This is a genomic window from Anoxybacillus sp. UARK-01, from assembly GCF_002075365.1.
Lineage (GTDB): Bacteria > Bacillota > Bacilli > Bacillales > Anoxybacillaceae > Anoxybacteroides > Anoxybacteroides rupiense.
Window position 1 is genome coordinate 181,098 of the sequence record NZ_NASY01000042.1, and the last position, 14,953, is coordinate 196,050.

Genomic DNA, 14,953 nt, shown 5'->3' on the forward strand with positions numbered 1-14,953 from the left:
CAATATGGAAAAGCATTGTTCCATGCGGTTATTGAACGGCTCGATGTACAAAATGCCCGAAATGGAACAAATGAAGAGGGGCATTGCTCATTTGCAAGGAGAGGTGAAGCGGTTCAAAGAAGACGCCTCTGCACAAAAAGAAGATGTGGCTATGTTAAAAAGAGAGAGTTCCAGTTTAACATCATCCACCGAGAAGTCTTCCATTTCTTAACGAGGGGGAGATGGGGAGGTTCATCAGAGGAACAAGCACGGCAAGTAGAGCGGCTTTCGGCTCACACAATGGAGCAAGAAGCTGATAGAGTGGAATGGGGAAGCGTGAGATAGTAATCGTATACGTTTGTTCGCTCAGCAGATAGTGGTTGCAACAGATGGATGGATTGCCTATAATATAAAAATAATGAAATAAGAAAAATAACGATGAAAGAGAAGAGTAGCTTGTCCCTCGCCATCCAGGGAGAAAACGCCGGAGACTGGGAGCGTTTTTATGGTAGAAGCAAGTGAATTCACCTCTGGAGTTGACGCTTGGACCATTTTGCTATTGCAAAATGTAAAGGCGTTCCGGCCATGGCCGTTATCGCAATGAAGTGAACAGCGCTTTTTCGCTGTTAACAAGGGTGGTACCGCGATTTCACTCGTCCCTTATGCAGGGGGCGAGTTTTTTATTTTTGCATAGAGGAGGTTTTTTCATGAAAGAACGTTTACAGCAGCTTCAGCAAGAGGCGCTTGAAAAAATTACGCAGGCGAATGACTTAAAAGCGCTCAATGAGGTGCGCGTAGCGTATCTCGGCAAAAAAGGACCGATTACCGAAGTGCTGCGCGGAATGGGAGCATTGTCTCCTGAGGAACGCCCAGTGATGGGGGCGCTTGTCAATGAGGTGCGTGAAGCGATCCAAACAGCAATCGAAGAAAAACAAGCAGAGCTTGAGCAACAGGAGGTCGAGAAAAAATTAGCAGCTGAAGCGATTGATGTAACGCTTCCAGGGCGCCCAGTGCGCCGAGGAAATCATCATCCTTTGACGCGCGTAATTGAAGAAATTGAAGATTTGTTTATCGGCATGGGGTATACGATTGCCGAAGGGCCAGAAGTCGAAAAAGACTACTACAACTTCGAGGCTCTCAATCTTCCGAAAGGTCATCCGGCGCGCGATATGCAAGATTCGTTCTATATTACAGAGGAAATTTTGCTGCGCACGCATACATCTCCGGTACAGGCGCGCACGATGGAGAAGCATCAAGGACGCGGTCCTGTGAAAATCATTTGCCCGGGAAAAGTATACCGACGGGACAACGACGATGCGACGCATTCACATCAGTTTACTCAAATTGAAGGGCTTGTTGTCGATGAGAACATCCGCATGAGCGATTTAAAAGGAACGCTGCGCGAGTTTGCCCGCAAGATGTTTGGCGAAGATCGCGACATTCGTTTTCGTCCAAGCTTTTTCCCGTTTACGGAGCCGTCTGTGGAAGTGGATGTCTCTTGCTTTAATTGTGGCGGCCATGGCTGTAACGTATGTAAAGGTACAGGCTGGATTGAAATTTTAGGGGCTGGAATGGTACATCCAAATGTATTAGAAATGGCCGGTTTTGATTCAAAAAAATATACCGGCTTTGCGTTCGGGATGGGGCCTGAACGCATCGCGATGCTGAAATACGGCATTGACGACATCCGCCATTTCTATCAAAACGATGTTCGTTTCTTGCAACAATTCAACCGGGTGTAAAGGGAGGTTTGATGGATGTTTGTTTCATATAAATGGCTGCAGGAATATGTTGATTTAACAGGGGTGACAGCAAAAGAATTAGCAGACCGCATCACGAAAAGCGGCATCGAAGTGGAAAGTGTTGAAGTGTTAAACAAAGGGGCGAAAGGCGTCGTGATCGGCCATGTCGTGGAGCGTGACCAGCATCCAAACGCCGATAAATTAAGCAAATGCCTCGTCGATGTTGGTGAGGGAGAACCAGTGCAAATCATTTGCGGCGCTCCGAATGTCGCTAAAGGACAAAAGGTAGCAGTCGCAAAGGTCGGCGCGGTATTGCCAGGCAATTTCAAAATTAAACGTGCGAAATTGCGCGGTGAAGAATCAAACGGAATGATTTGCTCATTGCAGGAGCTTGGCATCGAGTCGAAGCTTGTGCCAAAAGAGTACGCTGACGGTATTTTTGTTTTTCCTAGTGATGCTCCGGTGGGAGCCGATGCGCTTGAACTGCTCCATTTGGATGATGAAGTGTTGGAGCTTGGTTTGACGCCGAACCGCGCGGATTGTTTAAGCATGATCGGTGTCGCTTATGAAGTGGCCGCGATTTTAGGCCGAAGCGTGAAGCTGCCTGAGAGGGGGGTTCATGAAAATCATGAAGATGTTCACCAGTACATTTCTGTGCGCGTCGATGCACAAGAGGATACTCCTCTTTATGCCGGACGAATTGTGAAAAACGTCAAAATTGGCCCATCACCGCTTTGGATGCAAGCGCGCTTGATGGCGGCCGGCATTCGTCCACACAATAACGTTGTTGATATTACAAACTACATTTTGCTTGAGTACGGCCAACCGCTTCATGCTTTTGATTATGATCGCCTTGGCTCCAAAGAAATTGTCGTCCGCCGCGCGAAAGCGGGTGAAACAATGGTAACGCTAGATGATGTCAAACGAACATTAACCAACGATCATCTTGTTATTACGAACGGAAGCGAGCCGGTTGCGTTAGCCGGAGTGATGGGCGGCGCGAATTCTGAAGTGCAAAATGATACGACGACGGTGTTTATTGAATCGGCCTATTTTACAAGCCCGGTTATCCGCCAAGCGGTAAAAGACCATGGCTTGCGCAGCGAAGCGAGCACGCGCTTTGAGAAAGGGATCGATCCAGCGCGTACGAAGGAAGCGCTGGACCGTGCGGCAGCGTTAATGGCGGAGTACGCAGGCGGTGAAGTGGTCGGTGGCGTAGTGGAAGCAAATACATGGCAGCCGAAAGAAGTGACGGTCACAATTACGCTTGACCGCATCAATCAAGTGCTCGGCACAGCGATTACGAAAGAAGAAGTGGCCCATATTTTGACGAACTTGCAATTTGCTTTCACGGAAGATAACCAAACGTTTACGGTAACTGTGCCATCACGGCGCCGCGATATCGCCATTGAAGAAGATATCATTGAAGAAGTGGCACGTCTGTACGGCTATGACAACTTGCCGGCCACTCTCCCAGTTGCTGAAGCCACTCCGGGCAAGCTGACCGCATATCAGGCGAAACGTCGCAAAGTGCGCCGTTATTTAGAAGATGCTGGCTTATTCCAAGCGATTACGTACTCGCTCACCAATGAGGCGAAGGCGACGATGTTTGCGCTTGAGGCTGCCGCGCCGATTCGTTTGGCCCTACCGATGAGCGAAGAGCGAAGTGTTCTGCGGCAGAGCCTGGTGCCTCATCTGTTAGAAGCAGCCAGCTATAACCGCGCTCGCCAAGTCGAAAACGTATCGTTATACGAGATCGGATCTGTCTATTTGACAAACAGCGAGAGCGAGCTGCCAAACGAAAAAGAACGTCTTGCTGGAGTGATGACAGGGGCGTGGCATGTGCATTTATGGCAAGGAGAGAAAAAAGCGGTTGATTTCTATGTAATCAAGGGAATTTTAGATGGATTGTTTGCGCTGTTAGGATTAGAGAAACGCATCGAATACAAGCAAGCGAAACGCGAACATCTTCATCCGGGAAGAACAGCCGATATTTTGTTAGACAGCCAAACGATCGGCTTTGTCGGCCAGCTTCATCCGGTCGTGCAAAAAGAGTATGACTTAAAAGAAACGTATGTGTTTGAACTTGCGTTAGCGGACGTATTAAACGCCGATGTCGAAGAAATCCGCTATGCGGCGATTCCGCGCTTCCCATCGATCGCGCGCGACATTGCCCTTGTCGTCGACGAACATGTCGTCGCTGGCGATGTGCAAAAAGCGATTGTCGCAGCGGGCGGTGCGCTGTTGAAAGACGTCGCGATTTTCGACGTGTATAAAGGCGACCGCCTCCCAGACGGGAAAAAATCAATCGCCTTCGCGCTCCGTTACTACGATCCAGAGCGCACGCTTACTGATGAAGAAGTTACAGTTGTTCACGAACAAGTCATTAAAGCAGTGGAACAACAATTCGGCGCTACGTTGCGTGGATAAAAAGGAAATCCCCATCTTATGCCAAGGCGTAGGATGGGGGTTTTTATCATCATGAACTTTTCCGTACTAAAAATAACTTACCTCCCACTGTTGAAAAATAGAATCTGTTTTTGAATATATGTCCCAGCTTGATTATTCGATTTATATCGCTCGCCAATAGATCCAATACCGAAAGCTTATACCGATTTTTCAATCTGAGTCAATCGATCTTTATATTTTTTTGATTCCATGTGTCATTTTTTTGATATAATACCAGTTCAGAGAAATTAAACTTATAGGTCCCCCTCTCTTTATTTTATGGAATAATTTTGAAACCTATTGTAGCCTATGTTCGTTATTATGGAGGGAGGGGAATGGATGAACATGATCTCATATCTTATGAGGCTGTCTTGATCGAAGCATGGCTGTTCTATGATTTGAAAAAAGAGAATTCGTTGATAGGTCCATTCATAGGGAACCGTGTAGCGATTTTTTGCTTTTTCTTGGCGCTTGGAGGATGGCTTCATGCAGGACAGCAAGAAAGAAGGGATCAGAAAACGAGGCAAAGGAGAGAAAAAGCTTATGAACCCGCTTTTGCAGTTAAAGAATGTCCGAAAAGATATTGGAAGTAAAACGATTATTCATGATTTGTCACTCGAGGTATTTGCCGGTGAAGTATTTGGCTTTCTTGGGCCGAATGGAGCCGGAAAAACGACAACCATCCGGATGATTGTGGGATTAATGGATATTACGAGCGGCGAAGTGCTGATCAATGGCATCGATGTCGCTAAAAATTTTGAAAAAGCGATTCGGTATGTTGGCGCTATCGTTGAAAATCCAGAAATGTATAAATTTTTGACTGGGTACCAAAACTTGCTGCATTATGCCCGGATGACAAATGGAGTGACGAAAGACAGAATTGATGAAGTGATCAAGCTAGTAGGATTAGAGCATCGCATTCACGACAAGGTCAAAACATATTCACTCGGTATGCGGCAGCGTTTAGGACTCGCCCAAGCACTGCTTCATCGTCCCTCTCTGCTTATTTTAGACGAACCGACAAATGGACTTGATCCTGCGGGTATTCGTGAAATTCGCGATTATTTACGGAAGCTGGCCAGAGAAGAAGGATTGGGAATTGTTGTATCCAGCCACCTTTTATCTGAAATGGAGATGATGTGCGACCGTTTTGCGATCATCCAGCATGGAAAGCTAGTGACGATTGAAGCGGTACAGGAGCTGTCAAAACAAGCGCAAAAGGTATTATGGATCGTAGACCCGATTGAAAAAGCGGCACAGGTGGTTCAAGAACGCTTTCCTCACTATCATATTCAGCAAAATGGGCAAGGGATAGAAGTGGACATCGATTATCACGACATTCCAAAGCTCAATGCCGCTTTAGTAGCCGAACATGTCCAAGTATACGGAATTCAGGTGCTGGCAAAATCGCTGGAAGAAAGATTTCTTGAAATGACGGGAGGAAACGAAATTGTCTAACTTTTTTTCACTTATTCGCAATGAAAACATGAAAATTTATTATCGGTTTGGCACATGGTTTATGATTGGGTTGCTCGTGCTAGTTGCCGTTGCCGGTGCGATTATCGTCAAAACAAGCTATCGCGAACCGGCGGACTGGAGAAAGGAGGTAACAGCAGAGACTGCTAGTTTTAAAGCAAGTTTAGAAGAAGGGAATATGTCAAAAACATATAAAGATTATTTAACACAGCAGCTGAAAATTAACGAATATCGTCTAAAACATGATATTAAACCGATCGCGTCCAATACATTTTGGGGATATCTTGAAAGCTCGGCTGGCATGATTTCTCTTGTTACGTTGTTTACAATCATTGTCGCCGCAGGAAGTGTGGCTAGCGAGTTTTCATGGGGAACGATTAAACTGCTGCTGATCCGGCCGACAAACCGCGCTAAAATTTTGCTTTCGAAATACATGGCTGCTTTGTTGTTTGCGATTGGATTGCTCGTTCTTTTGTTTGCGGTTTCCGCGATAAGCGGCGCTGCCCTTTTTGGGATCGAGACGATCAAAGAGCCGTATTTAGCGTATCAAAACGGCGAGGTCGTAGAAAAGAGCATGATATGGTATGTATTGCAAATGTATGCGCTCAATTGCGCTGACTTAGTGATGATGACCACTTTCGCTTTTATGATTTCGACCGTTTTTCGCAATCAATCGCTTGCGATTGGCTTAGCCACTTTTTCCTTATTTATTGGTCCGCAGATCACATATTTCTTAGCGATGAAATTTGACTGGGCTAAATATTTGTTGTTTGCCAATACCAATTTGTCCCAATATCTTGATGGAATGCCGATGGTCGAAGGAATGACGATGTCGTTTTCGATTATGATGCTGCTTCTTTATTTTCTCGTGTTTAATGCACTTGCATGGTTGATTTTTCAAAAGCGTGACATCGCTGCTTAAAAGAGGAGGACACGAACGATACAAGTTTGAGAAAGGATGCCGAATTTTAAAGGCATCCTTTTATGCTGGAAAAGCAGCGATTGGCTTTAAAGCTCATTCGGTGATTGGATCTTTGCAAACGGCTTTTCTTTTCGAAAAAATCATTTGGATAGCAACATCATCCACTGAAAAGTCTTCCACTTCTTTAACCAAGTGTCGGTGGGAGACATACATTTATCGGGGGTTCCGAAGCACCTGCTTGACGAACTCCCCTATGTTTTGGACATGAGAGCATCGCTGTCGTCAAAATTTGAAAGTAAGACCATATGATGAAGAATGGCTATCTCTATATTTTGGAAGGCTACATGCTATAAGCCTCGCATAAGAATGCTATTGCGACATAAAATATATGTGCGGTTTTTTGGCGTCTCCGATTTCATCTCATTCTTTCGCTTTTTATTATGGCATGTTCAATATTTTCTCATTGACTTTTTCGAGTGTAATAGTTATATTGTTTAATAGTTAAATAGTTTAACTATTGGGTGGTGATTTTTTGCAGTCGAAAAAAGTAAAAGAGCTGGTTGAACGGTATCTTTCCGTTTCGTTTGATGTGATGAAAAGGGGGGCCATGCTTGTCAAGTGTGAGCTTGACGAAGACATAACAAACGATCAATATTATTTGCTGCGCTATATGTATAAGCGAGGCATTTGCACCTCGACAGAGCTTGCTTCCGCATTTATTGTCAATAAAAGTGCGATTACTGCGATGACCAATCGTCTTGTCGAAAAAGAAATGGTTCGCAGGATACGTGATGAAAAAGATCGCCGCGTTATTTACTTAACATTAACCGAAAAAGGGATGCGATGGTTTCAAGAGACAGAAGAAAAAATTCATAAACTTGTCGGATCATTCATAATTAAATTTTCAGAGCAAGAAATTGAAATGTTTCTTCAACTGTATGAAAAACTGGCAGCTGCTTTGCATGAAATGGAGGTAGAAGCGTGAGGGCGATTATTAAAGGGAAATGGTTGGTATTAGGCATATGGGTGCTTGCAGCTGTGCTGTTAGTCATGACAGCCCCGAATATGGCCGACCTTATTCGCGAAAAAGGACAAATTACGGTTCCGAAAGGATATTCCTCGACATTGGCTTCCGAGATCTTGGAGGAAGTCCAGAAAAAGCAGAAAACGGGCGATGAATTGAGCGTAGCGCTTGTATTTCACCGCGATGGGAAGTTGACCGATCGGGATTGGAAAGAAGCGGAACAGGCGATTGAACAGTTAGAAAAGAATAAAGATAAGCTTGGGATTACGCAAATTGTATCGCCTTTTCAAGAAAAAGAGCTAAAAGATCAGCTTGTGTCCAAAGATGGAACCACCATCCTCACATCGCTTAAAATAGAGCGGAACGATCGCAGCGCCAAACAGATGAGTGATGCGTTGTACAAGGCGATTGATAATATTTCGTTAGAGCACTATTATACAAGCGGCTGGATGATCGATGAAGATGTGGTAGTCAGCTCGCAAGAAGGAGTAAAGAAAACAGAAGGGATTACAGTCATTTTCATTTTAGCGGTTTTATTAATTGTATTCCGTTCACCAGTGGCGCCGTTTATTCCGCTGCTCGCAGTCGGAATCACATATGTCGTATCGCAATCCATTGTGGCCTTTTTAGTTGATCAAGTGAATTTTCCGCTTTCGACGTTTACTCAAACCTTTTTAGTGGCGGTATTGTTCGGAATTGGAACAGACTACTGCATTTTGCTTTTAAGCCGTTTTAAAGAGGAATTGTCGCGGCGTGAAACCAAAGCAGAGGCCATTGTGGCCACGTATCGCACCGCTGGAAAGACCGTGTTATTTAGCGGTTTTGCCGTTATGATTGGTTTTGCGGCGATCGGGTTGTCAACATTTAAGTTATATCAATCCGCCGCAGCTGTTGCCGTTGGGATTGCTGTGCTTCTCATAGCGCTGATGACACTTGTTCCATTTTTTATGGCGGTGCTTGGTCCAAAGCTATTTTGGCCATTAAAAGGCTCGCTTGAGCATAAACAAAGCAAGCTATGGGAAGTAGCAGGACGCTTTTCCTTTGCCAAACCGCTTGTATCGCTCGCGATTGTAGCGGTGATTACGCTTCCTGTCTTATTAACATATGATGGGAAATTGTCGTTCAACTCTATGGAGGAGATTGGTGACCATTATTCATCGGTTAAAGCATTTAATATTATTGCCGATAGCTTTGGTCCAGGAGAAGCGATGCCGACGCAAATTGTCATGAAAAATGATGAAAATATGAATTCTGATGAATATTTTTATTTAATTGAAAAAGTGAGCAGAGAAATTGAGAGGGTCGATGGCGTCGACCACGTTCGCTCTGTCACTCGACCAACAGGAGAGCCGATTGAGCAGCTATTTGTGACAGAACAAGCAAAGCAGCTGAAAGATGGAATTGGCCAAGGAGCAGACGGCATCGAACAAATTCGCTCCGGATTAAGTCAAGCAAGCCAACAGTTGTCTGCTTCTGCGCCGCAATTGAAACAGGCGACAGATGGGATTCAAGGGCTTGTATCAGGCACGAATCAATTGAAAACAGGAGTCAGCGATTTGCAGAAAGGATTACAGCAAATTGAGAAAGGCGTTCGCGATGGCTCAGTAGGGGCTGGAGAAATTAAAAACGGCCTTGCATCTGTGCAAGCAAATGCTGAAAAATTGCTGGCAGGAGCAGAACAGCTTCTGCAAGGCTATGAAAGCGCCGGTTCTGGATTATCGTCATTGCTTGGGCAATATGAACAAATACAGTCCGGCATGAGCGTGTTATCACAGCAATTGTCAGCGGTAAATGGTTCGTTGAATCATATTGAGCAAACACATCCGGAGTTACAGCAAGATGCTGAGTATCAACAAACAAAAGCAGGAGTGGCTCAGCTTGCCGAGCAGTCCAAGCAAATGGCTGGAGGATTGGCCCAACTGAATGGCGCATTGCAAAAGACAACCGCCGGTGTGCGCCAAGCCAATCGTTCGTTTCATGATCTGATTGCTGGACAAAAAGCGCTGATTGATGGAATGACCAAATTAATCGCTGGATTGGAACAGTTGCAGCAAGGAATGGATAAAGCTGCGGACGGCCAGCAGCAAATTGTTCAACAATTGCCGCAACTCGCTAATGGATTAAATCAAGTGAATAATGGACAGGAGCAGCTATTGACAGGTTTTTCACAGCTTGATGGGCAAATGAATGAGCTTATCGGGGGATTAGACCAAAGCGTGAACGGGCTCAAACAGGTCGAAAATGGCCTTGGCTCTGCACAAAGCTACCTCTCTGAGTTATCATCTTCGCCGGATGAAGAATTAGCGGGATGGTATATGCCAAAACAAGTGCTTGAAAGCCAAGAATTTGCTCAGGCTAAAGAAGCTTATATGTCGAAGGATGGAAAAGTTGTCACAGTAGATGTTGTATTTAAGAAAAATCCTTATTCGACAGAAACAATCAATCAAGTGAAAGAACTGAAGCAGGCCATTAAGCGAGCGGTTAAAGATACAAAATTAGAAAACGCCAAAGTAGGAATCGGCGGAGTTACAAGCGTTTATTCGGATTTAGACCAAGTTTCGCAAAAAGATTATTCGCGCACGGTCATGTTTATGTTTATCGGAATTGCGCTGATTTTGATCGCTTTATTGCGCTCGTTTATCATGCCGATGTATTTGATTTTATCGCTTGTATTGACATACTACACGTCGATGGCTGTCACAGAATTGATTTTCGTCAATCTGCTAGGTTATGCCGGAATTAACTGGGCAGTGCCGTTTTTCGCTTTTGTGATCTTAATGGCGCTTGGCATTGATTACAGCATTTTCTTAATGGATCGTTTCAACGAGTATAAGGATAAGCCAATACAGGAAGCGCTGATTGAGGCAATGAAAAATATGGGAACGGTCATTATTTCTGCCGTTGTCATTTTAGGCGGAACATTTGCAGCTATGTACCCATCCGGCGTGCTTTCATTGCTGCAAATTGCGACCATTGTTTTAACAGGATTAATTCTATATGCTTTTGTCGTCCTGCCGCTATTTATCCCTGTGATGGTCAAAATGTTCGGAAAGGCGAACTGGTGGCCGTACATCAGACAATAAATAGGTTTTTCGTTAGCTTAAAAACCGGAGCAAGAGAGATGTTGTGCTCCGGTTTTTGTTTTTGAACAGTTGAAGATCTAGAGGAGACGGACAAAAGCTATATAAGAAGTAAGCAATGCCCAGATGGTCGCAAAAAAGCTATGCGTTCCCGCTTCGATATAATTGGAGGATGAGATTGAAAAACGGCTTCGCTTCTTTACCTATCGCCCTGTTTTCCTGGATGGTTACTTAAACTTCATAGCGATTTGCTTCGCTTTTTCCGTATTGGCGAAATGGAGTTTGGCACATGCTTCGAGAGAGGCCTCGCTGTGGGTTTGAATGAGGCTGGCGGCCGCTCTGTCAACATGCTCTCCTGCGCCTTTAGGGAGATTCATTCCCATTTGCTCGCTTAATTTGTCCATTTCGTGCAAAAATAGATAACGGGCAATGATCGAAGCGGCCGCTACCGCGATATGGACCGTTTCTGCTTTTGGAATGCAATAGACGTGATCGCGGATGACATGGCGTTCCCCTTCTAGATAGAGAAAATATCGATCACGTTCAATAAACTGATCAATGATAATGGCTTCAGGTGATGCGGGAGCCAGCTTTTGTACAAGCTTTTTGATCGCTTCATTATGAAGCAGCGCCTTTATTTTTGTTTGCGGCATTCCGTTTTGTTGCCACTGGTTATAAGTGTGGTTTGAAAGCACAGCTTGCTCATACTCGATTTTTTCCATCAATAAAGGAGCAAGACGGCAAATCGCCTCATCTGTCAATTGCTTCGAGTCTTTGACGCCCATTTTTGCAAGTGAAGAGATTTGCTCTTTAGCGACATAAGCGGCCACAACGACGATCGGGCCGAAATAATCGCCTGTCCCTACTTCATCTGAACCGACGGCAGACACAATGGACAATCGCGAAGAACGTGTGTTTTGCTCTTTCAATGTCGGCTGCTGTGAAGCAGGAATGCTCCATATTTGTGCTTCTTTCTCTGCTTCTTTCCCTTGGAATAGCACCTTTCCTGATCGGTAGGCAGTAATCGTGCAGCCATTTTTTTTTGCAACAAATAAAGCGCCGGCAGGAAGATGCCCTGTTATATACGAATTATAATACTGTTCCATGCGCTTTATCGTACTTTCTGTCGCTTGTATAACATAATTAGCCACTATATTCACCTTCTTATCAATGGATTGGGATGTTGAATCATCCTTGTTTTTTCATTCGATTCTTCGCGTTTCGGCTGTAATCACTCCATGTTTCTTACTATTTTGACCGATCATGAAGAAAAATCGATTTCATTTTATGATACTATCATAAAGAATGGAATGCTGTCTTTTATGGTTTCACTATGTATATAGCTGCATCTTGAAGAAAGAACTGCTCATCTATGAACGTCCCCCGCCTCCACTTTGTTTAGAGGTGGGTGACTTCTCGGTGGATGATGTTAAACAGCTAAAGAATGCCTTCGTCACGTATAGCGTGGCAAACATTCGAACGAATGTTCGTTGAAGCGATGTTATAAACCAAGAATGAATTCTTTCTAAATGGAGAGACTTGATACTTGGATAGATAAGTAAGAAAAACATGTTTACTTTAACTATAACAGCATTCATGATATGATAAACAATAGGATTTTGCAGAATGGGGGAAATCATTTGGCGGAGCAACACAAAACGCGAATTACAGTCGATATATACGGACAACAATACTCCATTGTTGGTACGGAAAGCTCTAGCCATATTCGGTTAGTAGCATCGATTGTAGATGATAAAATGCGGGAAATAAGCTCAAAAAATCCGACACTTGATGTCACAAAGCTAGCCGTGTTAACAGCAGTTAACGCTGTTCATGAATATATTAAATTGAAAGAGGAATATGACCGACTTTTACAACAAATGAAGAAACGAGAAAAGGATGAGTGATTCCATGGTGGATGTCGTATTGCTTTTCATCCTTTTAACAGGGTTTATGATCGGATTAAAGCGAGGATTTATTTTGCAGTTTATCCATATGGCAGGTTTTCTGATTGCTTTTATTATTGCCTATATGAATTATGAAAAATTGGTGCCGACGCTGCGATTGTGGATTCCATATCCTTCCTTTGGAGATCCAGAGACGGTAAAGATGCTATTTGAAAGCGCTCACCTTGATGAGGCATATTATCGAGCAATGGCGTTTGCCCTTTTATTTTTTGCGACAAAAATTGTGATGCAAATCATCGGCTCGATGCTTGATTTTGTTGCACAACTGCCTCTTTTAAGAAGCATCAACCGCTGGGCGGGCGGAGCTCTTGGATTTGTCGAGGTGTATTTGCTTGTCTTTTTATTGCTGTATATCGGAGCTCTTATTCCGATTGAAAGCTGGCAGGCTCAATTGCAGAATTCTTTGATGGCAGGTGCGATTGTCAAGCATACTCCTTTTTTATCGGATATGCTGAAGCATATGTGGATTCACTACATATCGTAGTAACTTCTCTATGAGAGTAGAGAAGTTTTTTGTGTTTTTCCAAGAAAACCTGTATCATTTTTGTAGTGAATGGTACGGACAGGTGGTGTTTCAAATGAAAAATAAAAAAGATGTTATTCATTTACTAGAAACGATTGCTTTATATATGGAAATCAAAGGAGAAAACCCATTTAAAGTTTCTGCCTTTCGCAAAGCCGCTAACGCTTTAGAGACGGATGAGCGCAGCCTAACGGAAATGGATGACTTTACGAAATTGGCTGGCATCGGAAAGGGAACAGCGGCTGTGATTACTGAATTTCTCGAGACGGGAACCTCTAAAACGCTTGAAGAATTGCAGAAGGAAATTCCCGATAGTCTTCTTTCTCTTTTAAAGATCCCAGGACTTGGAGGGAAAAAAATTGCAAAGTTGTACCAAGAGCTGGGTGTAACGGATATGGCTACTCTCAAAGCTGCTTGTCTGGCACAGCGTGTTCAAAAGCTTCCTGGATTCGGAAAAAAAACAGAGGATAAAATTCTTGCCGCCATTGAAGAGGTGGGGTCGCGTCCCGAGCGCTTGCCTGTTGCCGCTGTCTTGCCTATTGCGGAAGAGATTGAGGCACAGCTTAGAGAAATGAAAGAAATCATTCGTTTTTCCCGTGCTGGCAGCCTGCGGCGCATGAAAGAAACAGTAAAGGACTTAGATTTTATAATTGCGACGAAACGTCCGGAGAAGGTGCGTGAACAACTGCTGCAACTTGCCCATATTTCGCAAATTATTGCCAAAGGAGATACGAAAGTTTCGTTGCAGCTTCGTTATGAATATGAAATTGCTGTTGATTTTCGCTTAGTGACCGAAGAACAGTTTGCGACAACTCTGCATCATTTTACAGGCTCTAAAGAACACAATGTTCGCATGAGGCAACTGGCGAAAGAACGAGGCGAAAAAATCAGTGAATACGGGGTTGAACAAGTAGAAACAGGGAGAGTCATGACATTTGCAAGCGAGCAAGAGCTTTTTGCTCATTTTCAGCTGCCGTTTATTCCTCCTGAGCTGAGGGAAGATGGAAGCGAGGTTGAAAAATATCAGAAAGATTATCCACTCATTGAGCTATCTGATATTCGCGGCGATTTGCATATGCACTCAACTTGGAGCGATGGCGCTTGCTCCATTGAAGAAATGGCAGAAGCGTGCCGAAAAAAAGGCTACCATTATATGGCCATTACCGATCACTCCCAATTTTTGAGGGTAGCCAACGGTTTAACGGTGGAACGTCTGAAGAGACAAAGGGAAGAAATTGAACGTTTAAATGCAAAATATCGCGATTTTACTATTTTAGCAGGCATTGAAATGGATATTTTGCCAGATGGAACGCTTGACTACGATGACGATGTATTGAAAGATTTAGATTTTGTGATTGCTGCCATTCATACGGGATTCTCTCAAGATCAAGAGACGATCATGAAGCGGCTAAAGACGGCTTTCGAAAATATTCATGTCGATTTAATTGCTCATCCAACGGGACGGCTGATTGGGCGGCGCAGCGGTTATGCGGTTGATATCGACAGGCTGATTGAGTTAGCCAAGGAAACGAATACAGCCCTTGAGCTGAACGCCAATCCCCATCGTCTCGATTTAACCTATGCCTACTTAAAAAAAGCGCAGGAAGCAGGAGTAAAAGTGGCTATTAATACAGATGCCCATCACCTGCAGATGCTTGATGATATGAAGGTGGGGGTTGCGGCTGCGCGCAAAGGTTGGATTCGCAAAGAAACGGTGATGAATACATGGCCGCTTGAAAAGCTGCAGGAATTTTTACGCCGCCATGAGTACAATCACGAACGGAAGAGGTGA

11 protein-coding genes and 1 other annotated feature are annotated in these 14,953 nt (G+C 44.2%); of the genes, 10 read left to right on the forward strand and 1 reads right to left on the reverse strand.

Features of this window, described 5'->3' with window-relative positions:
* The first annotated feature begins 4 nt into the window (after positions 1-4).
* The 7 genes from B6A27_RS10590 (at position 5) to B6A27_RS10625 (ending at position 10,674) form a co-directional block, all read left to right on the forward strand.
* Positions 5-211 carry a hypothetical protein gene (locus B6A27_RS10590; RefSeq protein ID WP_080862086.1) on the forward strand — a complete coding sequence of 69 codons (207 nt, stop codon included), beginning with the start codon at positions 5-7 and terminating at the stop codon, positions 209-211.
* Positions 212-408: 197 nt separating this feature from the next.
* Positions 409-643: a binding site (T-box leader), on the forward strand.
* 43 nt (positions 644-686) lie between these two features.
* Positions 687-1,721 (forward strand): phenylalanine--tRNA ligase subunit alpha, encoded by a 1,035-nt coding sequence (pheS, locus tag B6A27_RS10595; RefSeq protein WP_044742992.1) that lies wholly within the window; start codon positions 687-689, stop codon positions 1,719-1,721.
* A gap of 15 nt (positions 1,722-1,736) precedes the next feature.
* Positions 1,737-4,151, forward strand: a complete 2,415-nt coding sequence (pheT, locus tag B6A27_RS10600) for a phenylalanine--tRNA ligase subunit beta (RefSeq protein ID WP_080862087.1) — start codon at positions 1,737-1,739, stop codon at positions 4,149-4,151.
* 561 nt (positions 4,152-4,712) lie between these two features.
* A complete protein-coding gene (locus B6A27_RS10610; RefSeq protein ID WP_080862088.1) occupies positions 4,713-5,627 on the forward strand; it encodes an ABC transporter ATP-binding protein in 915 nt (304 codons plus the stop codon).
* On the forward strand, positions 5,620-6,567 hold the full coding sequence (locus B6A27_RS10615) for an ABC transporter permease (RefSeq protein WP_080862089.1): 948 nt from the start codon (positions 5,620-5,622) through the stop codon (positions 6,565-6,567). The genes B6A27_RS10610 and B6A27_RS10615 overlap by 8 nt, the downstream gene beginning before the upstream one ends.
* Positions 6,568-7,099: 532 nt before the next feature.
* A complete protein-coding gene (locus tag B6A27_RS10620) occupies positions 7,100-7,552 on the forward strand; it encodes a MarR family winged helix-turn-helix transcriptional regulator (protein WP_139788111.1) in 453 nt (150 codons plus the stop codon).
* Positions 7,549-10,674, forward strand: a complete 3,126-nt coding sequence (locus B6A27_RS10625; protein ID WP_080862090.1) for an MMPL family transporter — start codon at positions 7,549-7,551, stop codon at positions 10,672-10,674. Before B6A27_RS10620 ends, B6A27_RS10625 begins: the two co-directional genes overlap by 4 nt.
* 224 nt (positions 10,675-10,898) lie before the next feature.
* Here the strand turns inward: B6A27_RS10625 and rnhC are convergent, their stop codons facing one another.
* Positions 10,899-11,822, reverse strand: a complete 924-nt coding sequence (gene rnhC / locus B6A27_RS10630) for a ribonuclease HIII (RefSeq protein ID WP_080862091.1) — start codon at positions 11,820-11,822, stop codon at positions 10,899-10,901.
* A 489-nt stretch (positions 11,823-12,311) separates the two neighbouring features.
* On the opposite strand from rnhC, the gene zapA reads away from it, so the two are divergent.
* From zapA to polX, 3 genes are all read left to right on the forward strand, one after another.
* Positions 12,312-12,578: a cell division protein ZapA gene (gene zapA / locus B6A27_RS10635; RefSeq protein WP_044742986.1), complete on the forward strand. Its 267-nt coding sequence runs from the start codon at positions 12,312-12,314 to the stop codon at positions 12,576-12,578.
* A 4-nt stretch (positions 12,579-12,582) separates the two neighbouring features.
* Positions 12,583-13,122: a CvpA family protein gene (locus B6A27_RS10640; RefSeq protein ID WP_066146359.1), complete on the forward strand. Its 540-nt coding sequence runs from the start codon at positions 12,583-12,585 to the stop codon at positions 13,120-13,122.
* Positions 13,123-13,216: 94 nt separating this feature from the next.
* Positions 13,217-14,953, forward strand: a complete 1,737-nt coding sequence (gene polX, locus B6A27_RS10645) for a DNA polymerase/3'-5' exonuclease PolX (RefSeq protein ID WP_080862092.1) — start codon at positions 13,217-13,219, stop codon at positions 14,951-14,953.